The organism is Achromobacter sp. GD03932, assembly GCF_029839485.1.
GTDB lineage: Bacteria > Pseudomonadota > Gammaproteobacteria > Burkholderiales > Burkholderiaceae_B > Achromobacter > Achromobacter bronchisepticus_A.
This window is the reverse complement of sequence record NZ_JAOCAT010000004.1, coordinates 136385-158183: the sequence shown is the minus strand read 5'-3', so window position 1 is coordinate 158183 and position 21799 is coordinate 136385. Positions and strand designations below refer to the sequence as shown.

Genomic DNA, 21799 nt, shown 5'->3' with positions numbered 1-21799 from the left:
TGGAGCACGCTCTGAAAAAACGCAAAATGGGCCGCTACCCTCCGGGCGTGCGGCCGTGCCTGATTGCTATGCCTGCGGGTCCCCAGCCAGCCGCGCCAGATGGTGCTGGCGCGAACCGAACATGGCTTCGATCACGGTTGCCCGTTTGAAATGCGCGCCGACCTGCAGCTCTTCGGTCATGCCGATGCCGCCGTGCAACTGGATGGCGCCCTGGCCGACGATGCGGGCCGACTTGCCGACCTGCGCCTTGGCCATGGAAAGCAGTCGGTCCGCCTCGGGCAGGGATTCCGCCAGCGCCATGTTGGCCGCCAGCGTGAGCGAACGCGCTTCTTCGAGCGCTGTGTACATGTCCACCTGCCGGTGCTGCAAGGCCTGGAAGGTCCCGATGGGACGGCCGAATTGGCGGCGGACCTTCAGATACTCCAGCGTGGCGTCGTGCATGGCTTGCATGGCGCCCAGGGCCTCGCCGCAAAGCGCGCCGATCGCGTGCGCATACAGATCGTCCAGCACCGTGGCGCCTTGTCCCGGGCGGCCCAGAATGGCTGCGGCATCGACCCGCAGGCCTGTAAACGTCAGGTGCGCGGCCTGGCCGCCGTCCAGCCTGCGAAACGGCTGCTGTGCCAGTCCCGCGGCGGCGGCTGGCACCAGGAACAGGGTGATGCCGTTGCGTGCGGCCGAGTCGCCTTCCGTGCGTGCGGACACGATGAACGCCTGCGCATGCGGCGCGTCGAAGACCATCCGCTTGGCGCCGTCCAGCACGTAGGCGTCGCCGTCCGGACGCGCCCTCAAGCTGACTGCGTAGCGGTTTTCGTGGGAGCCTTCCTCGCGGTGCGTCAGCGCCATCCGGTAGTCGCCCGATGCCAGCGGACCGAGGCAGGCGTCGCGCTGCGCCGGCGTGCCATGGCGCAACAGGCAGCCGGCGCCCAGCACGGCGGTCGACAGATAAGGCTCGCCGGCCAGGGCGCGGCCCAGCGCTTCCATGATGATCATGGTTTCCACCGGGCCGCCGCCGATGCCGCCGTGTTCCTCCGGCAGCAGCAGCGCCAGCCAGCCGAGGTCGGCCATCAGCTTCCAGTCTTCCTGCGCGTAGCCGGCGGCGCTGGCCATCAGGCGGCGCCGGCGTTCGAAATCGCCGTGTTCGCGGGCGTAGGTTTCGGCGCTTTCATGCAGCATGCGCTGCAGATCGTTGTACGAAAAATCCATCGTGCTCTCCTACAGTCCCAGCACGTGTTTGGCGAGGATGTTGCGCTGGATCTCGTTGGAGCCGCCCCAGATCGTCACCTTGCGCAAGTTGAAGTACAGCGGACCCGCCGCCGCCGCGAAATCCGGGCCCAGCGCCTGCGGGTCGGCGCTCAGTCCATCCAGCAGCGCCTCGTCCAGCGCGAGCGCGTCCTCCCCCAGGCAGTCCATTGCCAGTTCGCTGATGGCCTGTTCGATCTCGGTGCCGCGTATCTTCAGGATGGAGGCGGCGCTGCCGGGACTCTGGCCGGCGTTCATGGCGCTCAGGAAGCGCAGTTCGGTGTATTCGAGCGCGCACAGCTGGGTTTCCAGGTCGGCCACGCGCAGGCGCAGCGCCGGGTCATCCAGGCGGGATCCGCCGATGCCGTCCGGCAGGCGGCGCGCCATGTCCTTGACGCGCGCCAACAGGCGCTTGGAACGGGCCACGCCCGAGATCACGAAACGCTCGTGCTCCAGCAAGAATTTGCCGTAGGACCAACCCGTGCCTTCGCCGCCCACCAGCTGGGTTGCCGGCACCCGCACATTGTCGAAGAACACTTCGTTGACTTCGGCGTCGCCGTCCAGCATGCGTATGGGCCGCTGGCTGATGCCGGGCGAGCGCAGGTCCAGCAACAGGAAGGAGATGCCTTGCTGGGGCCGTTCCTCCTTGCTGGTGCGTACCAGGGCGAACATCCAATTCGCCCATTGCGCCCACGTGGTCCAGATCTTGGAGCCGTTGACGATGTAGTCGTCGCCATCGCGCACAGCGGTCGTGCGCAATGACGCCAGGTCGGATCCCGAACCCGGCTCGGAGTATCCCTGGCACCACCAGTCCTGGTTGGCCAGGATGCGCGGCAGGAAGCGCGCCTTCTGCGCTTCGTTGCCATAGGTGTAGATCACCGGCCCGACCATGTTGACGCCAAATTGCACCAGCGGCGGACAGGGTTGCGCGCCGTATTCCTGCTGGAACAGATACTTTTGCACCGCGCTCCAGCCCGGACCGCCATATTGTTCCGGCCAGTTCACCGCATACCAGCCGCGCGCCGCCAGGATGTCCTGCCAGCGGGTGTAGTCGCCGCGCTCAAGGCGCAGGCCCAGTTCGACTTTGCGCCGGATGTCCGCCGGCAGATTGGCGGCGATGAAATCGCGCACCTCGCAGCGGAAGCGTTCTTCTTCCGCGCTGAACCGCATCTCCATTCCTTGCTCCTCAGATCACACCAGCCGCGCGCAGGTCTGCTATCGCGGCGGCATCCATTCCCAGCACGTCGCCGAGGACCGCGGCGCTGTGCTGCCCCAAGGCCGGCGCGGTGGCCAGCTTTCCGCGCCGCATTCCTGAAAAATGCACCGGCTGCTCCATCAGTTCGGTCTCGCCCAAGACGGGGTGCGGCGCCCGCGTGGTCAGCTGGCGCACCCGGGCCTGTTCGCTGTCCACCGCCTGGGCGGTGTCCTGGATGGGCGCGGCGGGCACGCCGGCGCGCGTCATCGCCGCCACCGCTTCCTGCACGCTCAGCGTCGTGCTCCAGGCCTCGATCAGCGGACGCAGCACGGCGTCGTTGCGACTGCGCTCGCTATCGGTGCGAAAGCGCGGGTCCGCCGGCAGCTCGGGGCGGCCAATGGTGTTCGCGACCGCCTGGAACAGCTTGTCGTTGGCCGCCGCGATCACCAGATGGCCGTCATTCGCGGCGTAGGCGCCGAAAGGCGAACTCAGCGGATGCCGGTTGCCGACGCGCATGGGCGCGGCGCCGCCGAACAGATACTGCGCCAGTGCCGTGGGCTGCATGGCCAACAGCGAATCGAACATGGCCACGTCCACATGGCGGCCTTGCCCGCCGCGTTCGCGGTCGTACAGCGCGGCCATCACGCCCCAGGCGGCGAACATGCCTGCGCAAATGTCGCCGACGGATTCGCCGATCAGCGTGGGCGCGCCCTCGGCTTCGCCGGTCAGGCTCATCAGTCCGCTCATGGCCTGGGCCACCACGTCGTAAGAGGGCCGGGCGGCGTTCGGGCCGTTCTGCCCGAAGCCGGAGATGCTGCAATACACCAGGCGCGGGAACAGGCCGGAGAGTTCGGCGTAGCCGATCCCCAGCTTGTCGGCGACGCCAGGCTTGAAGTTCTCGATGAGCACGTCGCTTCTGGCGGCCAGCTCGCGCGCGATGCGCCGGCCTTCGTCCAGCTTCAGGTCCAGCCGGATGCTCTTCTTGCCCCGGTTGTTGAGGATGAAGTTGGTGCTTTCGCCTTGGACCATGCGTCCCATGTGACGCTGATCGTCGCCTTGCGGCGGTTCCACCTTGATGACCTCGGCGCCCAGGTCGGCCAGCATCGCCGTGCAATACGGCCCCGCCAGAACGCGCGTGAAATCCAGCACGCGCACGCCTTCAAGCATCTTTCCATCCATGGTCGCTAGTCGCTCTGTCCGGGGCTGCAATGGCTGTATCGGCCGGTGTCGATGCGGGCGATGTTCTTCTGGCGCACTTCGTCCAGCGCCTCTTCATAGCCGGCATCGGCGTAGCGCAGCACGCCGCTGGCCGTGTCGTTGGTCATCGACAGGCGCAGCCGCTGATCCGCGGCCTCGGTGCCATCGGCCACCACCGTGACGCCGGCGCTGGTCATGTAGCCGCTGTATCCGCCGCCGCCGGAATGGATCGCCACCAGGTCGGCGCTGGAAGAGCAATTGATCATGGCGTTCAGCAACGGCCAGTCGGCGATGGCGTCGGAGCCGTCGCGCATGTTTTCCGTCATGATGTTCGGGTGGGCCATGGCGCCGGCGTCCAGGTGGTCACGAGTGAAGGCCACCGGGCCGCTCAGCACGCCTTCGCGCACCATCCGGTTGACTTCCAGCGCCAGTTCGGTGCGCTCGCCGTGGCCGAGCCAGGCGATGCGCGCGGGCAGGCCTTCGAACGGCACTTCCTTGCGCGCCAGGCGGATCCAGTTGGACACGATGAAGTTGTCCGGGAAGCGTTGCAGCAGGAAGTCGTCGATCTTGCGGATGTCGTCGGCGTCGTTCGAGAGCGCGATCCAGCGGAACGGACCGATGGCGCGCGCGAACAGGGGCCGCAGGAACGCCTCGGTGAAGACCGGGATTTCGAACGCGCGTTCGACGCCGCCCTGTTTCGCATGGGTGCGGATCAGGTTGCCGTTGTCGAAGACGATCGAGCCGCGGTCCTTGAATCCCAGCATCGCGGTGACGTGGCGCACGATGGAGGCGCGGCTGGCGTTCATCAGGCCAGGCACGTCGTTGCGGCGCATGTCGGCCACTTGTTCCAGCGTATGCCCGGCGGGAATGTAGCCGTAGACCAGGTCGTGCGCCGAAGTCTGGTCGGTGACGATGTCGGGCACGATGCCGCGGGCCAGGATTTCGGGGTAGATCTCCGCGGCGTTGCCCAGGAGCCCGACCGAGATGGGTTCGCGGCGGGCCTGTGCCGCGCGAATCAGTTCCAGGGCCTCGTCCAGGGTGTCGGCGCGCCGCTCGAGGAAACCTGCCTTGATGCGTTTCTCGATGCGCTCGGGGTTGATCTCCACCGTGAGGATGGCGGCATTCGCCATGCGGCCGGCGAGCGGCTGCGCGCCGCCCATGCCGCCCATGCCCGCCGTCAGGATGAAGCGTCCACGCAGATCGTTGTCGAAGTGGCGTTCGGCGATGCGCGAGAAGATCTCGTAGGTGCCCTGGATCACGCCTTGCGAGCCGATGTACTGCCAGTCGCCCGCCGTCAGCCCGCCCCAGCAGATCAGGTTGTCCCGTTCCATCTGGTAGAAGTTCTCGGCGTGCGCCCACTGGCCGACCATGTTGCAGTTCGCCATGATCACGATTGGCGCTTGCGGATGCGTGCGCAGTACGCCGATGGGCTTGCCTGATTGGACGATGAGGGTCTGGTCCTCCTCCAGTTCCATCAGGGCCTGCACCATGGCGTCATGCGCGGGCCAGTCGCGCGCGGCCCGGCCCAGCGCGGCATAGACCACCAGGTTGGCCGGGTCTTCGCCCACGGCCAGCACGTTCTCCAGCAGGCGCAGCAGCGCTTCCTGGCGCCAGCCTTTGCAACGCAGAGTGTTGCCGCCGGGGATATTGAATTCTCGTTTCACGCCGTTTACCTCAGGACGCCAATGCGTAGTCGGTGAAGTTCATGCCCAGCGCCTTTTCCACGATGGGATAGACGGAAGGATCCGTGACACTGGAAGACAGGGGGATGTGTTGCTTGCGCACGTGCAGGACGCTGACTTGCAGGCCCTCGCGCAGCTTGCCCGCGCTGACGGGGTTGCCATCGCTGTCCAGCGTGGTGATCACATCCGGATAGCAGGCCACCCGTTCTCCGTGGGCGTCGGTCACCGCCATGTGTTCGTTCATCACATGGATGACGCGCTTGGAGGCGCCTTCGCCGATTTCGACGGTACCGATGTCGAAGGCCTCTTCGGTGTAGCGCAGCGTATTGCGCACCACCTTGCCGGAAGCGATGATCTCGCCCTGCGTGGCCTTGCAGATCGCGTCGATGACCGCGCTGCCGCCGCGCGCTTGCGCGGCGATGATGGCCTCGCCCAGCGCCAGGGCCTTGCTGATGCCGCCCAGCGCTGCATGGCGGCGCACGTAGGAAGCGCGTATGGGGTTGCGGCAGCTGGCGATGAAACCGCCCGCCATGTCGGCCGCCTTGCGCAGCACCGGCGATACCTTGCCGGTGGCGCCATGGACGGTCAGCTCCATATAGGAATTGCTGGCGCGGTTGCCGCCCACCGCGCACTGGATCATCGGTTCGGGGCTGCCCGCCAATCCCAGCGAACCCATGTCGCCGGTGGGGTGGGCGCGGATGTCGCCGACGGCGTCGACGACCTTGGTGCCCAGCACGGCCGAAGGCAGCCAGCCGTTCAGCGTGCTGGACATGCCGTTCTGGCCGATGATCAGCCCGTAGATGCGCTCTCCGAGCGCGTCCTGCAGGCGCTGCGCGGCCTTGACGTAATCGATGCCCAGCATTTGCCAGTCGGTGAGCCCGCCCGGTGCGCCAATCGCGGCTGCCGTGGCGATCCAGGCGTCGTCCGGCACCTCATCCATGGTCACCAGTTCAGGGCGGCCGATGGTCACGGCAAGCGAGCCCAGCTCACGCCCGTGCTCGGCCCAGCCGCCTCCGCCGCAGGCGAATACCGACCCGCCTCGAACCGCGGCTTCGACATCTTGCATCGTCAAAATTCTTCCCATGACGCCTTTCCTCCCGATTGCTCATTTCAATGATTCCCGCAACGGTTGCGGGATGGACGGGGGGATCATAGGAAGCAGGCTCGATAATGTCGTATTACCTTTTATGCTTTGTACATAACATGATGTTAATTGCTGGGCGCGCTCATAGCGGAGCAGTCGGGCAGCGGGAAAAGGGCCTGAGGGATATCCCTAGGCGCGCGATCGAGGCGTCAGGCTGATTTAGCCGCGCTGGTCGAGCTTGTGGAGCACGTCGATGAAGGCCAGCGCCAGCCGGGATAGCGGCTGGAGCTGGAGATGGAACACATTGACCGGCGCGTTGACGGTGCCGATGATCGGCAGGGTCACCACTTCCGACCAGATCGGCCCGGCCACCGTGATTTCGTCCACCAGCGCCACGCCGGCGCCGGCTTGCACCAGTGCGCAGGCGACGTGGGCCTGCTGGACCTCGATGCGCGGTTCGGGCTGCGCGTCTTCGCCGCCGAACAGCTTGTTGATCAGAATGCCGAAGGGTATGTCCGCGCTATAGCCGATCAGGGGCTCGTCGGCCAGATCGTGCACCGTCACGCGGCCGCGCGCCGCCAGGGGGTGCCCTTTGGGCAGTACCGCCACGATCTGGTTTTCGTACAGCGGCTGCCACGCCAGGCTGGGGTGGTCCACGGGCATGTAGGCGACGCCCAATTCCACCTGCTGCGTCAGCAGCGATTGCTGCATTACCGTGGGGATCAGGGTCTGCAGGACGATGCGCACTTCCGGGAACTGCCGCCGGAACTGCGCGATCGCGCGGGGCAGCAGGGATTGGCCAAGGCTGGGGCTGCATGAGAGCCGCAGCTGGCCTTCGCGGTTTTCCGCCAGATTGTCCGCCACTTCGTTGACGCGCTGCACGTTCTGGTACAGCGCCGTCACCTCCACGAACAGCCGGCGGGCTTCCGGCGTGGGGTAGAGCCGGCCCTTGATGCGCTGGAACAGCATCAGGCCCAGGCGCTGCTCCGTATAGGCGATCAGCCGGCTGACCGCGGGCTGGGACACGAAAAGCAGCTTGGAGGCGCCACTGATGGAACCGCTGAGCATGATCGCCCGGAAGACCTCGATCTGCCGTAGATTCAATTTCATATGATTAACCTGATGTTAATTCTCACGCACATATAAGCATAAGACGTTTTGGATGGCCGCTCCTACACTGCCTGCACTCAACACAGGATGGAAGCGGTCATGAGCGATTTCGATTTGGTGGTGCGCGGCAATATCGTCGACCCGGATGGCGTGGTGATGGATGGCTGGCTGGCGGTGAGAGACGGCAGGATCGCGGCGCGCGGCGCTGGCCAGGCCCCCGCGGGCCGCGACAGCGTGGATGCGCGGGGCCAGTGGATCGTGCCCGGCGCGGTCGACGGCCAGGTGCACTCGGGCAGCCAGCTGAACCAGGAAGGACTGGGCTGGGCGTCGCGTGCGGCCGCCGCCGGCGGGGTGACGGTCATGGTGGACATGCCCTACGACGATCCGGAACCCGTGGCTTCGCGTCCGCAGCTGGACGCCAAGATCGCCGAGGTGGAGCGCGATTGCCATGTGGACGTGGCGCTGTTCGGCACCCTGAACACCCAGCACGGCCTGGCGGCTGCGGCGGGTCTCATCGAAGGCGGCGTATGCGCCTTCAAGTTTTCGACCTTCGAAGCCACTCCGGGCCGCTTTCCCCGCATCGAAGAAGACGACCTGTATGAAGCCTTCCGCCTGATTGCTCCGTCCGGACTGGTTTGCGGCGTGCACAACCAGATGCAGGAACTGACCCGCAAGAACATCGCGCGGCTGGTCGAGGCCGACGATACCGGCTGGGACGCGTTCATGCGGGCGCATACGCCGCTGATCGAGAACCTGGCGACGGCGCTGATCTATGAAATCGGCGCCGAAACCGGCGCGCGCGCCCATGCGGTACACGTATCGACTTCCCGCGGTTTCGAGATCTGCAACATGTACCGCCGCAATGGCCATCGCGCCAGCATTGAAACCTGCGTGCAGTACCTGATGCTGAACCATGAAGAGCACACCCGCCGCTTCGGCGCGAAAACCAAGCACTATCCGCCGATCCGTCCCAAGGCCGAGGTCGATCTGCTCTGGACCCATATCGCCAAGGATGAGTGCACCTTCGTGTCGTCGGACCATGTCAGCTGGGGCCTGGAGCGCAAGCAGAATCCGAACGTATTCAAGAACTCGTCCGGCGGCCCCGGCCTGGAAACGCTGTTGCCCGCTTTCTGGACCGGCTGCGAAGAGCATGGCATCGCGCCGTCCATGGTGGTGCGCCAACTGAGCCGCAACCCCGCGCAGCACTTCCTGTTGGATGACCGCAAGGGCTCGTTGGAGGTGGGCAAGGACGCCGACATCGTCATCCTCAAGCCGGAACGTTATGCCTTTGATCCGTCCGCCAGTCTGTCGGCGGTGCAGTGGAGTTCGTTCGAAGGCCGCGAGTTCACCGTGCGCGTCGCGGGCACCTGGTGCCGCGGCCAGCAGGTCTACGATGGCAAGGGCATCGTCAACCAGAAGGGCGACGGCCGCTTCCTGCGTCCGCGCCAGGCCTGAGGGAAACGGCTATGTCTGTGCAGTTTCCCCCCCTGAACGCCGAGCGCCTCTGGGCCCGCGTCGAAACCCTTTCCCGCTACACCCTGCCCGAGGTCCCCTGGACCCGCCGCGCGTTCTCGCCGCTGTTCGATGAGGCCCGCGCCTGGCTGCGCAGCGAATTCGAGGCCGCGGGCCTCACCACCCGCCTGGACGCGGGCGGCAACCTGATAGGCACGCTGGCCGGGCGCGACCCGGCGCGCAAGCCCATCGCCACCGGCTCGCACTGCGACACCGTGATGGCCGGGGGCCGTTTCGACGGCATCATCGGCGTGCTGGCCGGCATCGAAGTCGCGCACACCCTGCGTGAACAGGGCGTGCAACTGGAACACCCCTTCGAGGTCATCGACTTCCTGTCGGAGGAGCCCAGCGACTACGGCATTTCCTGTGTCGGCAGCCGCGCATTGTGCGGCCAGCTCACGCCGGACATGCTGGCGGCCCGCAACCCCGAGGGCGAAACGCTGGCGGCCGGCATCGCGCGCATCGGCGGCGACCCGTCGGCGCTGGGCGCGCCATTGCGCGGCCCGGACGGCACCGCGGCGTTCGTGGAACTGCATATCGAACAAGGCCCGGTGCTGGAAAGCCGCGGCCTGCCCATCGGCGTGGTCACCAACATCGTCGGCATCCGCCGCGTGCTGATCACGGTGGAAGGGCAGCCCGACCATGCCGGCACCACGCCCATGGACATCCGCCGCGACGCCCTGGTGGGCGCGGCCCGCATCATCGATGCCGCCCACCGCCAGGCCAGCGCGGCCAGCGGCAATCCGCATTACGTGGTCGCCACCGTGGGCCGGCTGTCCATGACGCCCAACGCCGCCAACGCGGTGCCGGGCCGCGTCGAACTGACGCTGGAAATGCGCAGCGACAGCGACGCCGTGCTGGACGCCTTCCCCGAGACCCTGATGGCCGGCGTGACCACGGACCTGACCGCGCTGCGCCTGTCCGCAAGCTTCACCCAGCTGAGCCGCGCGCGGCCCACCGACTGCACGCCGCTGGTGATGGACGCGGTGCAGGCCGCCGCCGACCAGCTGGGCTACGCCTCCATGCGCCTGCCCAGCGGTGCGGGCCACGACGCGGTCTACATGGCGCCCACCGGCCCCATCGGCATGATCTTCATTCCTTGCCTGAACGGCCGCAGCCACTGTCCGGAAGAATGGATCGAGCCCGCGCAGCTGCTGGACGGCACCCGCGTGCTGTACCAGTCGGTGCTGGAACTGGACCGCAAGCTGCGGGCATAGCGAGGCGGGCGCCTGCCGGGCGCCCGCAAAACCGCTACTTCTTCACCAACGGGCAGGACGAGCGCGACAGCGGCATGAAGGCCTGATCGCCGGGCAGGGTGGCCACGAGCTTGTAGTAATCCCAGGGGCGCTTGGACTCGGACGGCTTCTTCACTTCGAACAGGTACATGTCGTGCACCATGCGGCCGTCCTCGCGGATGCGGCCGTTGGTGGCGAAGAAGTCGTTGATGGGCATGGACTTCATCTGCTTCATCACTGCCGTGGGTTCGTCGGTGCCGGCCGCCTGCACCGCCTTCAGGTAGTGCATCACCGATGAATATGTGCCGGCCTGGCTCATGTTGGGCATCTTCTTGAGCTTGTCGTAGTAGCGCTGGGACCAGGCCCGGGTCTGGTCGTTCATGTCCCAGTAGAAGGCTTCGGTCAGCGTCAGCCCGGCGGCGGCGTCCAGGCCGATGGCGTGGATGTCGTTGATGTACAGCAGCAGTCCGGCCATCTTCTGGCCACCCTTGGTCAGCCCGAATTCGCTGGCGGCCTTGATGGCGTTGACCGTGTCGCCGCCGGCGTTGGCCAGGCCCACGATCTGCGCGCGGCTGGCCTGGGCCTGCAGCAGGTACGAGGCGAAGTCGCTGGAGCCCAGGGGGTGGCGCGACGCGCCCAGCACGGTGCCGCCGTTGGCCTTGACGACTTCGGTGGCGGACGCCTGCAAGGTGTGGCCGAAAGCGTAGTCGGCCGTCAGGAAGTACCAGCTCTTGCCGCCTTGCTCGACCGTGGCGCGCGCCGTGGTGTTGGCCAGCGACCAGGTGTCGTAGGTGTAGTGCACGGAATAGGGAGAGCACAGGTCGTTGGTGATGCGTTCGGTGCCAGGCCCGCTGAACACCACGATCTTCTTTTTCTCGCGGGCCACTTCCAGCACGGCCAGCGCGGGGGCGGAGCCGGCCACGTCCATGATGGCGTCGACCTTCTGGGTGTCGTACCACTCGCGCGCCTTGGCGGCGGCGATGTCGGCCTTGTTCTGGTGGTCCACCACCATCAGGTCAATCTTCTTGCCGAGCACCGTGCCGCCGAAGTCGGCGATGGCCATTTCGGCGGCGGTCGCGCTGCCCTTGCCCGTGACGTCGGCATACACGCCGCTCATGTCCAGGATCAGGCCCAGGCGGACCACCTCGTCGGAGATTGCCTGCGCCATGGCGCTGGGCGCGGCGGCAAAGGCGGATACCAGGGCTAGCGTGCTGCGCAACTTCAGGGAAATCCGGGGGGTTCTACGGCATTGCATGGTTGTCTCCTTTATGCCGGATCTTGTTCGGATACTGCTGGCGCTTGGGGATCTGCTGCGGCGCTCTGTTCTGGCTTGACGCTGGCGGGTCGAGGTGGGGGACTCCTTGTCTTGAATGTGGTCTAGCGATGGGACAGCAGGTCGAATTCCATCCGCACCTTGCTGAACGGGAACTCCAGCCGCGCGTAATACACCACGCGGCCGTCGATGCAGGCGTAGCGGCGTATTTCCGCCACGGGCGAGGACACGGGAATCTGCAGGGACTCGGCGGATTCCTGGCCGGCCTCGATCACGTTCAGCACCTGGCGCGCTTCGCTGATGCGCGCGCCGTAGAACTGGTCCAGCACCGGCGCCACGGTGCTCTTGCGGATTTGGGCGCGGTGCTTGCGGAACAGCGCGCTGTCCAGGAAGACCTCGCTGTAGCAGAAGGGGGCGCCATCAGTGGTGTGCACCCGCCGCAGGTACTGGAAGCTGCCGCCGCGGTCGGCGTCGCAAGGCATGCCCAGGGTGTCGGGCAGGGGCGAATCGGCGCTGGACTCCACCAGTGAAACCGTGCCCAGCTGGTTGCTCAGCTCCACGGTTTCGGCCCAGGTCTTGGGGATCAGCAGGGTGGGCGTTTCAGGCAGTTCGGCATTGACGAAAGTGCCCGACCCGCGCGAGCGGCGGATCAGGCCATCGTCTTCCAGCAGGCCGAATGCCTGGCGGATGGTCGCCCGTGAAATGCCATAGGTTTCCATCAGCGCTTCCAGCGGCGGAATCTGCTGGCCGGGCCGCCACGTGCGGTTCTGGATATTGCTGCGAAACAGCGCCGCCGCCTGCAGATACAGCGGCTGGGGGCTGCGCGAGAAGAGCTTGGGGTCGGGCATGTTCAGGCGGAGGGCGTCGTGGTCGGAGCCGCGAGTATGGCATCGGCCATTTCGCGCAGCCGGTGCTTCTGGATCTTGACCGAGTTGGCGCTTTCCACCGAGGGGAATTCATCCAGCACGGTAAAGCCCGCCGGCGTCTTGAAGCCCGCCATCGCGGCTTTGCACGCGGCGGTCCAGCCCGCCGGGTCGGCCGCGGCGCCCGGTTGCAGCAGCACGAAGGCGTAGGGCACGGTCTTGCCCTTTTGCGTCGCGCCGACCACCTGGCAGGCGCGCACGCCCTGCAGGGTTTCGACCACCTGTTCGATTTCCACCGGATTGACCAGGAAGCCGGACAGGCGCAATGAATCGCCCATGCGGGTCTGGAACACGAACTGGCGCGGATTCAGCGTGTAGCCGAGATCGCCGGTCTTGAAGTAGCCGTCATCCGTGCAGGCGCCGCGGGTGGCCTCGGGATTGTCCAGATAGCCCTGCATCAGGCTGGGCGAGAGGATTTCGAGTTCGCCGGACTGGCCATGCGGCAGGATTTCACCCGTGGCGGGATCGCGGGCGCGCACGCGCGCCTCGGGGTAGATCAGCGTGCCGCCCGGCTGGTGGCGCGCGGACACGTCGCCCTCGGCGGGATCGCGCGGCTGGCCGGCGACCAGGGCCACCAGCTCGCTGGAACCGTACAGGCCGGTCAGCGGCACGCCGGCCTCGCGGGCCAGGTCCAGCATGTTGTCCAGCGCCGGCGTGAAGCTGGCGAAGCCGAACAGCCGCACCGAGCCGAAGTCGCCTTGGGCTCCCGCCCGCATCATGCCGACCAGGGCCTCGTTGTTGGCGTAGGTGTGCGTCACCGCGTGGCGGCGCACCGCGGCAGAGGACTGGGCGGCGTCGAACACCGGCGCGCAGACCACGGGCGCGCCTTGCGCCAGGCCGCCGGCCAGCGTCGCGAAGCCGAAGGCGCCGCAGAAGGGCGCGCTGGCGAGCACGCAGCTTCGGTCGTCATAGCCATAGGCCCGCGCCACGGTCGCGCCGTGGTTCAACAGCGTGCGCTGGTCGTGCAGCACGAACTTGGGCTTGGATGTGGTGCCGGACGTGGTGAAGCACAGCACGCCCGCATTGGGCTGGGCCGGCGGCGCCGCGTCTGTGCAGGACCGCAGGTCCTGGTAGCGGTGGGCAGGCTTGCCATGAAAGCTGGCGGGCAGCGTCTCGTCGGCATTCGTCAGCGCGATCACGCCTTGCAGGCGCTCCAGATGTTCCGGCGCGACCTCGCCCAGGATGCCCTGGAAGTCTATGCCCTTGAACCCCGGCCAGAACACCAGCCAGTCCGCCTTGCCGCGTCCCAGGATGTCGGCCAGCTCCAGCGCCCGGAAGCGCGTGTTGACCGCCAGCACCAGCGCGCCCAGGTGCGCGCAGGCCAGGAACGATTCCACCCAGGCGGCGCAATTGGGCAGCCAGACCGCCACGCGCTGCCCCGGGCGCACGCCGATGCGGGCAAGGCCGGCGGCCAGCGCGCGGCTGTGCGTCCGCAGTTGCGCCGCGCCGATGGGCTGGTCCTGGTCGATCAGCAGCGGCGCATCGGGCTGGTGCGCGGCCAAGGCGTCCAGGTGTTCGGAGAAAGTCGAGTACGGCATGTTCATGGCTTACACCGTGGCGATGGGCGTCACGGGAGAACCCACCGCGCCAGGCATGCGCAAGGGCGGGGCGGTCAGCAGGAAGCGGTTGCGGCCTTGCGCGTGCAGCCAGTCGGCCAGGTCCTTCAGGTACCAGAGTTCGGCCAGCGGCAGGCCCAGCTTGAAGAGGCAATGGTGGTGCAGCGGCAGGATCGAATGCCCAGGGCCGGACGTGCGCGCCGGATAGGCTTCGACCGCATAGTTGTCCGCGCAGATCGCGGCGATGCCGGATTGCGTGATCCAGTCCAGCAGCGCCGGGTCGGAGCCGTCCAGCACGGCGCCGGTCTGTTCCAGCTTGTGCGGGTCGGGCTGGCCGTCCATGGCCACGATTTCCTCGGCAAAGCCGGTGCGCAGCACCAGCATGTCGCCGCGTTCAACCGTGACGTTCTGCGCCCGCATGGCGGCCTGCAGGCCCGCCAGGTCGACGACCGTGCGGCTGGAGCCGTAGGCGCGCGCCAGGTCCACCAGCACGCCGCGGCCCTGCATGCCTTTCTCGGCATAGCGGTTGATGCCGAGCTTGCGCGCATACGATCCGCCGGGCGGGCAGCAGGCGTCGTCCGAGTTGTCGGGATCCGCGCCGCCGAACACGTCCACGCCGGCCGCGTAGCCGTTGTAATAGACGCGGCGCGCCTCGCCGTCCCCTTGGATGTCGAACAGCGCGCCCACGTGGCACAGGCCGTCCCACTGGGTGGAGTACTGCATGGACAGCGTGACCTGGTCGTCGGACAGCACGTCCACGGCTTCGGGCTGCACCTGCGACATCTGGAAGTTCAGGTAGGGCGTGCCTTCGCGGAAGGTGGGCTTGAGTGTGGGGGCGTGGCGGCGCGGATTCAGCACGTTGCCGCCCGGCAGGTCCAGCGGCAGCGACAGGCAGAACACCTTGCCCGCGCGCACTTCCCGCACCGCCTGCAGCACTTTTTCCTCGGTCAGCAGGTTCAGGCGGCCGATCTCGTCATCCGGGCCGAAGTCGCCCCAGGTGGAGCCTTCGGGGCGTTGGGTCCAGCGTTTCATCTGCTTGTCTCCTGGAGGTTTTCTATGTTCTTATGAATATAGTACGTATTTACGTACTTTAAAAAGAAATCCGCAATCAGCGGGTTCGATAGGAGACAAGCCCATGACGCAATTCCTGCAGCGCAGGTTGGCGATCACTGCGCCGGCCCTGGCCGCGCTGGCCTTCCTGACCTTGCCCGCGGCGCACGCCGCCGGCTATCCCGATCATCCCGTCACCGTCGTCGTGCCTTATCCGCCGGGCGGGGGCGCCGACATCTTCGGCCGCGCCATCGCCCACGCGCTGGAACCGGGCCTGAAGCAGACCGTGCTGGTCGAGAACAAGCCCGGCGCCGGCGGCAACATCGGCATGGCCTACGTGGCGCGCGCCAAGCCCGACGGCTACACGCTGGGCCTGGGCACCATCGGCACCCAGACCATCAACCAGTTCCTCTACAACAACATGGCGTTCGACCCCGAACGCGACCTGGTGCCCATCGCGCTGGTGTCCACCACGCCCAACGTCATCGCCGTCAGCGCCAAGTCGCCCTACAAAACGGTGGCGGACGTGATCAAGGCGGCCCAGCAATCCAAGGACAAGAAGCTGACCTATGCGTCGCCCGGCATCGGGTCCTCGGTGCACCTGACCGGCGCTTATTTCGAAGCCATGGCGGGCGTGACCATGCTGCACGTGCCGTTCAAGGGCACGTCCGCATCGCTGCCGGCGGTGGCCGGCGGGCAGGTCGACCTGCTGTTCGACAACCTGCCGGGCGCGCTGGCGCAGATCAAGGACGGCAATCTGGTCCGAGGCGTGGCGGTCACGTCCGCGGCTCGCGATGCTTCGGTGCCCAACCTGCCGACCGTCGCGGAATCCGGCCTGCCGGGCTTTGACGTCACCGCCTGGTTTGCGCTGTACGCTCCGCGCAACACGCCGGAGCCCGTGGTCCGGCAGCTGATCGAAGCCGCGCGCAGCGGGCTGAAGAATCCGGCCGTCGCGGCCAACTTCGCCGGCATGGGCGCCAAGCCTGGCACGCTCTTCGGCGCGGACCTGGCGGCCTTCGAGGCCGCGGAACGCAAGAAGTGGGGCGGACTCATCAAGGACAAGGGAATCACCGCGCAATGAACACGCCCACCGCACTGGTCACCGGCGGCAGCCGGGGCATAGGCCGCGCCATCATCGCGCGCCTGATCGACGATGGCTTTCAGGTCGTCAACTTCAGCCGCGGCGCGCCCGAAGCCCTCTTGCCTGGCGAGACGTTCCGCTCGGTCGACCTGAGCGACCCCGCAGTCACCGTGGCCGCCGCGCAGGAGTTGGCGGCCGAACGCCGGATCCTGCATCTGGTCAACAACGCCGGCATGATCCAGGTCGCGCGCATCGGCGACGTCACCCAGGAGCAGATGGCGCGGATCATGGCGCTGAACGTCACGGCGCCGGTCCTGCTGATGCAGGCCCTGCTGCCCGGCATGCGGGCGGCGGGCTACGGGCGGGTGGTGAACATCGGCAGCCGCGCCGCCCTGGGCAAGGACGGACGCACCGTCTACGGCGCGTCCAAGGCGGCGTTGGCCGGGATGACGCGGACCTGGGCGCTGGAGCTGGCGGGCAGCGGCATCACGGTGAACACCGTGGCGCCCGGACCCATCGCGACTGAACTGTTCAACCAGTCCAACCCGCCGGGCGCGCCACAGACCTTGGCCTTGGAGGCGGCGATTCCGGCAGGAAGGGTGGGCCGGCCCGAAGAGGTCGCGCATGCGGTCTCCATGTTCATGGACCGGCGGGCGGGTTTCATGACGGGACAGATGCTGTACGTGTGCGGCGGCGTGTCGGTGGGGCTGGCCGGCTAGCCGCTCAGCGCCTGACCCAGCTGCGCCATTTCCTTCCTGGACATCTTGCCGGATGCCGCCAGCGCCTGCGCCCGCTCCAGGCGCAGGCGCTTGAGCACTTCGGTGGGCGCGACGCCGAAATGCGCGGCGAATTTCCGCTGGAAGGTGCGGCGCGACATCTGGCAGGCATCGGCCATGTCGTCGACCGACCAGCGCGCCGACAACTGCGCCTCGATTTTTTCCACCAGGTCGCGGAACGGCGCGGCCACGCGGTCCTGCATACGCAGCGCCTGGCTGTACTGGCGCTGGTCGCCGTTGCGGCGCATGAATACGACCAACCGGCGCGCGACCCGCTGCGACAGGTCGGCGCCGAAGTCGCGTTCGATCAGCGCCAGCGCCAGGTCGATGCCGGCGGTGACGCCGGCCGAGGTCCAGTACTTGCCGCTTTCGATGTAGATGCGGTCGTCTTCGACGCGCAGGGCCGGGTGTAGCTGGCGCAGCCGGTCGGCCGAGCGCCAGTGGGTGGTGACGGCGCGGCCGTCCAGCAGGCCGGCGGCGGCCAGCACGAAGGCGCCGGTGCAGACGCTGCAGGTGCGTCCGGCGTCCGCGTCGCGGCGGCGCAGCCAGGCGCGCGTCTCGCCATGGGCGCCCGCGAAATCGGCGCCGGGGCCGCCGGGTACGAACATCATGTCCAGACGCTCATCGCCGTCGTCGGCAAAAGTGCCGTCCACCTGCATGCGCAGGCCCTGTTCCCAGGTGCTGACCTGCGGCGTGGCGGCGATGGTGCCCAGGCGGTAGAGCTTGCGGCCGGCTTCCTCGTTGGCCGAACTGAAGGCTTGCCATGGTCCGGCCAGATCCAGCGGCTGGAAGCCGTCGTACAGGACGAATTGCACGCGCAATGGCGCATCGGGCGGCGTATTTGGCGCACGCGTCCGGGCGCGTCCGCCTATGCTGGAAGTCGTCGTTTCTAACGGAGCATCGTCATGCATGTGAATTTTCTCTTGTTCGAAGGGCTGACCCAGCTGGACATGACCGGACCGTACGAAGTGCTGGCAGGCGCGCCGGGCTTCACCGTGGATTTTGTCGCAAAAACGCGCGATCCGGTGCGCAGCGATCGCGGGCTGTGTTTCGTGCCCACGCAGACCATCGCATCGGCGCCGCCCTGCGACTTGCTGGTGGTGCCAGGCGGGCCGGGCACGGATGATGCCATTGTCGACGCCGACTGGGTAGCGTTTACACGTGCGCAAGGCCTGGCGGCGCGCTACGTATTCGGCATCTGCACCGGTTCGCTGCTGCTGGGCGCGGCTGGCCTGCTGCGCGGCAGGCGTGCTTCCAGCCACTGGCGCGCACGTGAACTGCTGTCGCGCTTCGGCGCCATTCCCAGCGATGAGCGCATGTGCGTGGACGGCAAGTTCTACACCGCAGGCGGCGTGACCTCCGGCATCGACATGGGGCTGAAGGTGGTGGCGGACCTGTGCGGCGAGGACGTGGCCAAGCTGATCCAGCTGCAGATCGAATACGACCCCAAGCCGCCGTTTCCTGGCGGCACGCCCAAGACTTCGGAGCCGGCCGTGGTGCAGCGTTATCTGGAGATGTCGCAGACGCGTTTCGAGCGCCGCTCGCAGGCGGTGGACCGGGCCGCGGCAGCGATGGCGTGAGTTCGTGCGCGCGGCGCGCTCACTTCGCCAGATGATCCAGCGGCAGCGGGCTTTGCGGCTTGACGGTCTGGATGGCGAAGTTGCTGCGGATGTCCTTCACGCCGGGCAGCTTCAATAGCGTGCCCAGCAGGAAGCGTTCGTAGGCGCGCAGGTCGGGCACCACCACCTGCAGCAGAAAGTCGGACTCGCCCGACACCAGGTGCGCGGCGATGACTTCCGGCAAGGTGCTGACTTCCTCGCGGAACAGGGCCGAGTCGCGCTCGTGGTGCCGCTCCACCTTGATGCCGACGAAGACGGTCAGGCCCAGGCCGACTTCGTCCGGCGCCAGGCGGGCTTCGTATCCCTGGATGACGCCGGCTTCTTCCAGCAGCCGCACCCGCCGCAGGCAGGGCGAAGGGGACAGGCCGATCTGTTCGGCGAGTTCGACATTGGTCAGCCGGCCGTTCTGCTGCAGGGCTTCCAGGATCCGGCGGTCGTAGGCGTCCAGTTCGCGTTTTGGCATGGAATTAAGATTAGGTTTGTTTGATTGGTTGAATATGCCAATCATCATAAATCCGATGGCATGAATAGGATGCACATGCCAGCGCCATTTTCCTAGAATGATCGCCTGAGACAGGACGAAAAGGAGCGGGGAAATGGCGGATATGGCGATGTTTCTAGGGGCTTTGCTGATCGTCTACGTGGTGCCGGGACCCGACATGATCCTGCTGCTGGAAACCGGTGTGCTGCGCGGCAGAGGGCAGGCGCTGGCGGTGGCCGCGGGGCTGGCCATCGCGCGGGCCGCCCACGTGACCCTGGCCGCGCTGGGATTGGCGGCGCTGTTCAAGACCCATCCCTGGGCGTTCGATGCGGCGCGCACGGTGGGCGGCTGCTATCTGGTCTGGTTGGGCTTGCGGCTATTGCGCGCAGGACCCGTGTCCTGCGATGCTTCCGGGCAGGCGCCCGCGAGCCGCGCGGGACTGGGGCCGGCGCTATTGAGCGGCGTGTTGACCAATGTGCTCAATCCCAAGGCCTTGTTGTTCTGCTCGGTGCTGCTGCCGCAATTCGTGTCGCCCGCCCAGGGGCCGATAGGCCAGCAGTTCGCCGTGCTGGGCGTGATCCTGGTCAGCCTGGGCCTGGCGCTGGACGTGCTGTGCGCGTTGGCGGGCGGGGCGGTGGGGCGCTGGATGTCGGCCAGCCCCCGTGCGCAGAAGATCCAGAGCCGGGTGTTCGGGCTGGCGTTGATCGGCTTCGGCTTGCGCCTGACCGTGGCCCAGCGTCTGGCCTGAACCGCCGGTCCCGCAGCTTGCGCCGCGGGACCGGCCGCCAGGTTTACTTGGCGTAGGCGTACGAGGACTCGTCGGCTTCCTCGTCCTTCGGCCGAGGCGGGACCGCGCCGTCCTCCAGCAATTCCGACTGCGTCAGGCCCTTGGTCAGCTCCAGCGCCTGGCGTTCGAACAGGCGCCGGTACAGGCCGCCCTTCAGGCGGATCAGCGCGTCATGGCTGCCTTCCTCGATGACGCGGCCGCGGTCCATCACCAGCAGGCGGTCCAGCGCGCGCACCGTGGACAGGCGGTGCGCCACCACCAGCGTGGTGCGGCCCACCATCAGGCGGTCCATGGCCTGTTGGATCAGCACTTCGCTTTCGCTGTCCAGGCTGGACGTGGCTTCGTCCAGGATCAGGATGGGCGCATCGGCCAGGAAGGCGCGGGCCAGGGCCACGCGCTGGCGTTCGCCGCCCGACAGCTTGACGCCGCGTTCGCCGACCAGCGTGTCGTAGCCCTTGGGCAGCGCCATGATGAAGTCATGGGCGCTGGCCAGCCTTGCCGCCTGCTCGATCTCGGCCTGCGTGGCGCCGGGGCGGGCATAGGCGATGTTCTCCGCCAGCGTGCGATGGAACAGCACGGGTTCCTGCTGCACGATGGCGATCTGGCTGCGCAAGGACGCCTGCCGCGCCTGGGCGATGTCCTGCCCGTCGATCGTGATGCGGCCGTCGTTCACGTCGTACAGGCGCTGGATCAGCTTGATGAACGTGGTCTTGCCCGAGCCCGAATGGCCGACCAGGCCGACCCGTTCGCCCGGGGCGATGCGCACCGAGAAATGGTCATACAGCGCCTTGTCGTGCGCGCCATAGCGGAACGTCACATCTTCGAAGCGGATCTCGCCAGCCGTCACGCGTAGCTCGCCCGCGCCGGGCCGGTCGTCCACGCCCAGCGGCTGCTTTTCCAGCGCGACCAGTTCTTCCATGTCGTTGACCGAGCGCTGCAGGTTGCGGATGTGCATGCCCACGTCGCGCAGATAGCCTTGCAGCATGAAGAACATCGTCAGGGCGAAGGTGATGTCGCCCACGCTGGCCTGGCCGCGCGACCACAGCAGCAGCGACGCGCCCAGGATGCCCGCCTGCATGGCGACCAGCATGGCGCCCTGGATGCCGCCGTTGATCGTGCCGCGGATCCAGGTGCGGCGCGTGCGGCGGCGCCATTTGTCGACGACGCGGTCCAGCCTGACTTCTTCGCGCGCTTCGGCGCCGAAGGCCTTGACGACCGCATTGCAGCTGACGGCGTCGGCCAGCGCGCCGCCCATGCGCGTGTCCCAGGCGTTGCCCAGGCGCGCGGCCGGCGCCACATAGCCCAGCGACAACGCCGCGGTCACGGCGATGTACAGCACCGAGCCCAGGCCCACCACCAGCCCCATGATGGGCCAGTGCGCGCCCAGCAGGGCGGTGGCGCCCACCAGCATCACGACCGACGGCAACAGTGCGATCAGCAGCGTGTCGTTGAGGATGTCCACCGCCCACATGCCGCGCGTGATCTTGCGCACCGTGGAGCCGGCGAAGCTGTTGGCGTGCCAGTCCGTGGAAAAGCGCTGCACGCGGTAGAACGCGCTGGACACGATCCCATTCATCATCTTCAGCGTGAAGGTGATGATGTTCTGGAATATGGCCTGGCGCAGCAGCGTGCCGCCGATGCCCAGCGCGATCAGCAGCCAGAACGCGGTGACGGCCGCGCTCCAGACGATTTCGTCGCCGGCCGCGCCCGAGGCCACTGCGTCAACCAGTTTGCCGGCGTACAGCGGCGTCAGCACATCGGTCACCGCCGACAGCAGGGCGAGCACGATGATGCCGGAGGTACGCCAGGGCTGCGCGCGCCAATGGCGGAAGGTAAAGCCAAGGACATCCTTGAAGGTCTGTCCTCGTAGATCGATTTTTTTTCTGGCCATTGCAATGGCCCGGCGTCACCAGGACGCCGGGAGTCCTTGTGTGGAAAGAGGAAGGAGCGGCCTGCGCGGCGAGGCGCGGGCGATTGCGTTCAGGTTTTTGGGGCAGGC

General features: G+C 67.2%; 19 protein-coding genes. 6 read left to right on the top strand and 13 right to left on the bottom strand.

What is annotated here, in order from left to right; translation table 11 throughout:
- Positions 1-66 precede the first annotated feature (66 nt).
- The 6 genes from N5C88_RS05495 to N5C88_RS05470 all read right to left on the bottom strand — a co-directional run bounded on the left by N5C88_RS05495 (position 67) and on the right by N5C88_RS05470 (position 7507).
- Positions 67-1203, bottom strand: coding sequence for an acyl-CoA dehydrogenase (locus N5C88_RS05495; protein WP_280014913.1), 1137 nt, complete (start codon positions 1201-1203; stop codon positions 67-69).
- Positions 1204-1212: 9 nt separating this feature from the next.
- Positions 1213-2415 (bottom strand): acyl-CoA dehydrogenase family protein, encoded by a 1203-nt coding sequence (locus tag N5C88_RS05490; RefSeq protein WP_059378500.1) that lies wholly within the window; start codon positions 2413-2415, stop codon positions 1213-1215.
- Between the two features lie 10 nt (positions 2416-2425).
- Complete coding sequence (locus N5C88_RS05485; protein WP_280014912.1) at positions 2426-3601, bottom strand: CoA transferase; 1176 nt, start codon at positions 3599-3601, stop codon at positions 2426-2428.
- Positions 3602-3618: 17 nt separating this feature from the next.
- A complete protein-coding gene (locus tag N5C88_RS05480; protein ID WP_280014911.1) occupies positions 3619-5295 on the bottom strand; it encodes a urocanate hydratase in 1677 nt (558 codons plus the stop codon).
- 10 nt (positions 5296-5305) lie between these two features.
- On the bottom strand, positions 5306-6397 hold the full coding sequence (locus N5C88_RS05475; RefSeq protein ID WP_280014910.1) for a DUF917 domain-containing protein: 1092 nt from the start codon (positions 6395-6397) through the stop codon (positions 5306-5308).
- 219 nt (positions 6398-6616) lie between these two features.
- The gene (locus N5C88_RS05470; RefSeq protein WP_280014909.1) at positions 6617-7507 is read right to left on the bottom strand and encodes a LysR family transcriptional regulator; all 891 of its coding nucleotides are present in this window, start codon (positions 7505-7507) and stop codon (positions 6617-6619) included.
- 99 nt (positions 7508-7606) lie between these two features.
- Here N5C88_RS05470 and N5C88_RS05465 point away from each other — a divergent pair, with 99 nt between their 5' ends.
- The gene (locus N5C88_RS05465; protein WP_280014908.1) at positions 7607-8962 is read left to right on the top strand and encodes an amidohydrolase family protein; all 1356 of its coding nucleotides are present in this window, start codon (positions 7607-7609) and stop codon (positions 8960-8962) included.
- A gap of 11 nt (positions 8963-8973) precedes the next feature.
- Positions 8974-10236, top strand: coding sequence for a Zn-dependent hydrolase (locus tag N5C88_RS05460; RefSeq protein ID WP_280014907.1), 1263 nt, complete (start codon positions 8974-8976; stop codon positions 10234-10236).
- Between the two features lie 34 nt (positions 10237-10270).
- Here the strand turns inward: N5C88_RS05460 and N5C88_RS05455 are convergent, their stop codons facing one another.
- From N5C88_RS05455 to N5C88_RS05440, 4 genes are all read right to left on the bottom strand, one after another.
- Positions 10271-11509 carry an ABC transporter substrate-binding protein gene (locus tag N5C88_RS05455; RefSeq protein WP_280014906.1) on the bottom strand — a complete coding sequence of 413 codons (1239 nt, stop codon included), beginning with the start codon at positions 11507-11509 and terminating at the stop codon, positions 10271-10273.
- A gap of 122 nt (positions 11510-11631) precedes the next feature.
- Positions 11632-12375 (bottom strand): GntR family transcriptional regulator, encoded by a 744-nt coding sequence (locus tag N5C88_RS05450; RefSeq protein WP_059380589.1) that lies wholly within the window; start codon positions 12373-12375, stop codon positions 11632-11634.
- A gap of 2 nt (positions 12376-12377) precedes the next feature.
- On the bottom strand, positions 12378-13988 hold the full coding sequence (locus tag N5C88_RS05445) for an AMP-binding protein (RefSeq protein WP_280014972.1): 1611 nt from the start codon (positions 13986-13988) through the stop codon (positions 12378-12380).
- Between the two features lie 9 nt (positions 13989-13997).
- Positions 13998-15038, bottom strand: a complete 1041-nt coding sequence (locus N5C88_RS05440; RefSeq protein WP_280014904.1) for a cyclase family protein — start codon at positions 15036-15038, stop codon at positions 13998-14000.
- A gap of 103 nt (positions 15039-15141) precedes the next feature.
- Here N5C88_RS05440 and N5C88_RS05435 point away from each other — a divergent pair, with 103 nt between their 5' ends.
- On the top strand, positions 15142-16137 hold the full coding sequence (locus N5C88_RS05435; RefSeq protein ID WP_059380587.1) for a tripartite tricarboxylate transporter substrate binding protein: 996 nt from the start codon (positions 15142-15144) through the stop codon (positions 16135-16137).
- On the top strand, positions 16134-16856 hold the full coding sequence (locus N5C88_RS05430; protein ID WP_280014903.1) for an SDR family oxidoreductase: 723 nt from the start codon (positions 16134-16136) through the stop codon (positions 16854-16856). The genes N5C88_RS05435 and N5C88_RS05430 overlap by 4 nt, the downstream gene beginning before the upstream one ends.
- On the opposite strand, the gene N5C88_RS05425 is transcribed toward N5C88_RS05430, so the two are convergent.
- A complete protein-coding gene (locus N5C88_RS05425) occupies positions 16853-17728 on the bottom strand; it encodes an AraC family transcriptional regulator (protein WP_118935028.1) in 876 nt (291 codons plus the stop codon). The genes N5C88_RS05430 and N5C88_RS05425 overlap by 4 nt on opposite strands.
- A gap of 90 nt (positions 17729-17818) precedes the next feature.
- Here N5C88_RS05425 and N5C88_RS05420 point away from each other — a divergent pair, with 90 nt between their 5' ends.
- The gene (locus N5C88_RS05420) at positions 17819-18493 is read left to right on the top strand and encodes a DJ-1/PfpI family protein (RefSeq protein ID WP_118935016.1); all 675 of its coding nucleotides are present in this window, start codon (positions 17819-17821) and stop codon (positions 18491-18493) included.
- 19 nt (positions 18494-18512) lie between these two features.
- Here N5C88_RS05420 and N5C88_RS05415 read toward each other — a convergent pair whose 3' ends face one another.
- A complete protein-coding gene (locus tag N5C88_RS05415; protein WP_054454795.1) occupies positions 18513-18995 on the bottom strand; it encodes an Lrp/AsnC family transcriptional regulator in 483 nt (160 codons plus the stop codon).
- Positions 18996-19137: 142 nt separating this feature from the next.
- Between N5C88_RS05415 and N5C88_RS05410 the strand changes: the two genes are divergently transcribed.
- Positions 19138-19761, top strand: a complete 624-nt coding sequence (locus tag N5C88_RS05410) for a LysE family translocator (RefSeq protein WP_280014902.1) — start codon at positions 19138-19140, stop codon at positions 19759-19761.
- A 43-nt stretch (positions 19762-19804) separates the two neighbouring features.
- Here the strand turns inward: N5C88_RS05410 and N5C88_RS05405 are convergent, their stop codons facing one another.
- A complete protein-coding gene (locus N5C88_RS05405) occupies positions 19805-21691 on the bottom strand; it encodes an ABC transporter ATP-binding protein (RefSeq protein WP_059380583.1) in 1887 nt (628 codons plus the stop codon).
- Between the last annotated feature and the right edge of the window lie 108 nt (positions 21692-21799).

Excerpts from the sequence above, each read along its gene's own strand:
- N5C88_RS05495 (WP_280014913.1), bottom strand. The coding sequence starts at position 1,203 with ATGGATTTTTCGTACAACGATCTGCAGCGCATGCTGCATGAAAGCGCC.
- N5C88_RS05490 (WP_059378500.1), bottom strand. The coding sequence starts at position 2,415 with ATGGAGATGCGGTTCAGCGCGGAAGAAGAACGCTTCCGCTGCGAGGTG.
- N5C88_RS05485 (WP_280014912.1), bottom strand. The coding sequence starts at position 3,601 with ATGCTTGAAGGCGTGCGCGTGCTGGATTTCACGCGCGTTCTGGCGGGG.
- N5C88_RS05475 (WP_280014910.1), bottom strand. The coding sequence starts at position 6,397 with ATGGGAAGAATTTTGACGATGCAAGATGTCGAAGCCGCGGTTCGAGGC.
- N5C88_RS05470 (WP_280014909.1), bottom strand. The coding sequence starts at position 7,507 with ATGAAATTGAATCTACGGCAGATCGAGGTCTTCCGGGCGATCATGCTC.
- N5C88_RS05465 (WP_280014908.1), top strand. The coding sequence starts at position 7,607 with ATGAGCGATTTCGATTTGGTGGTGCGCGGCAATATCGTCGACCCGGAT.
- N5C88_RS05460 (WP_280014907.1), top strand. The coding sequence starts at position 8,974 with ATGTCTGTGCAGTTTCCCCCCCTGAACGCCGAGCGCCTCTGGGCCCGC.
- N5C88_RS05455 (WP_280014906.1), bottom strand. The coding sequence starts at position 11,509 with ATGCAATGCCGTAGAACCCCCCGGATTTCCCTGAAGTTGCGCAGCACG.
- N5C88_RS05450 (WP_059380589.1), bottom strand. The coding sequence starts at position 12,375 with ATGCCCGACCCCAAGCTCTTCTCGCGCAGCCCCCAGCCGCTGTATCTG.
- N5C88_RS05445 (WP_280014972.1), bottom strand. The coding sequence starts at position 13,988 with ATGCCGTACTCGACTTTCTCCGAACACCTGGACGCCTTGGCCGCGCAC.
- N5C88_RS05440 (WP_280014904.1), bottom strand. The coding sequence starts at position 15,038 with ATGAAACGCTGGACCCAACGCCCCGAAGGCTCCACCTGGGGCGACTTC.
- N5C88_RS05435 (WP_059380587.1), top strand. The coding sequence starts at position 15,142 with ATGACGCAATTCCTGCAGCGCAGGTTGGCGATCACTGCGCCGGCCCTG.
- N5C88_RS05430 (WP_280014903.1), top strand. The coding sequence starts at position 16,134 with ATGAACACGCCCACCGCACTGGTCACCGGCGGCAGCCGGGGCATAGGC.
- N5C88_RS05420 (WP_118935016.1), top strand. The coding sequence starts at position 17,819 with ATGCATGTGAATTTTCTCTTGTTCGAAGGGCTGACCCAGCTGGACATG.
- N5C88_RS05415 (WP_054454795.1), bottom strand. The coding sequence starts at position 18,995 with ATGCCAAAACGCGAACTGGACGCCTACGACCGCCGGATCCTGGAAGCC.
- N5C88_RS05410 (WP_280014902.1), top strand. The coding sequence starts at position 19,138 with ATGGCGATGTTTCTAGGGGCTTTGCTGATCGTCTACGTGGTGCCGGGA.
- N5C88_RS05405 (WP_059380583.1), bottom strand. The coding sequence starts at position 21,691 with ATGGCCAGAAAAAAAATCGATCTACGAGGACAGACCTTCAAGGATGTC.